Origin of the sequence: Nocardioides sp. GCM10023255 (assembly GCF_042653125.1) — a bacterium.
Taxonomy (GTDB): Bacteria; Actinomycetota; Actinomycetes; order Propionibacteriales; family Nocardioidaceae; genus Nocardioides.
The window spans coordinates 937-1237 of the sequence record NZ_JBHSHU010000006.1; the positions used below are offsets into that span (position 1 = coordinate 937).

Consider the following 301-nt stretch of genomic DNA (forward strand, 5'->3'; position numbering starts at 1 on the left):
GTGCCGTTCAAGGGGATGCCGGAGGGGTTGTCCACGCCCAGGCTCCGGGTGTTTCCGATGGCGTCGGCGAAGGTGAAGTAGACATAGGTAATCTCGTCCGAGTCGTCACTCACCGCGTAGTCGATGCTGACGTCCTGGCCCGGGGTCACCGTCTTCGGCCCGACCGCGAACGAGACCAGCGCAGGCGTCGCTGAGTCCGCGGTGGAGCCCTCGAGCGTGAAGTCGGCTGCGCTGAAGTTCAGGTTGTGTCCGGTCGGGCCGGTGGCGCCCTGGGGGTACTTGTAGATGGTCCCGTTGCGCA

Annotated in this window: 1 protein-coding gene; it reads right to left on the reverse strand. The window is 65.8% G+C overall.

Annotated features, from left to right (window positions below):
* On the reverse strand, positions 1-301 hold a 301-nt coding region (locus ACFO9I_RS23115; RefSeq protein WP_379181147.1), incomplete at both ends, for a hypothetical protein.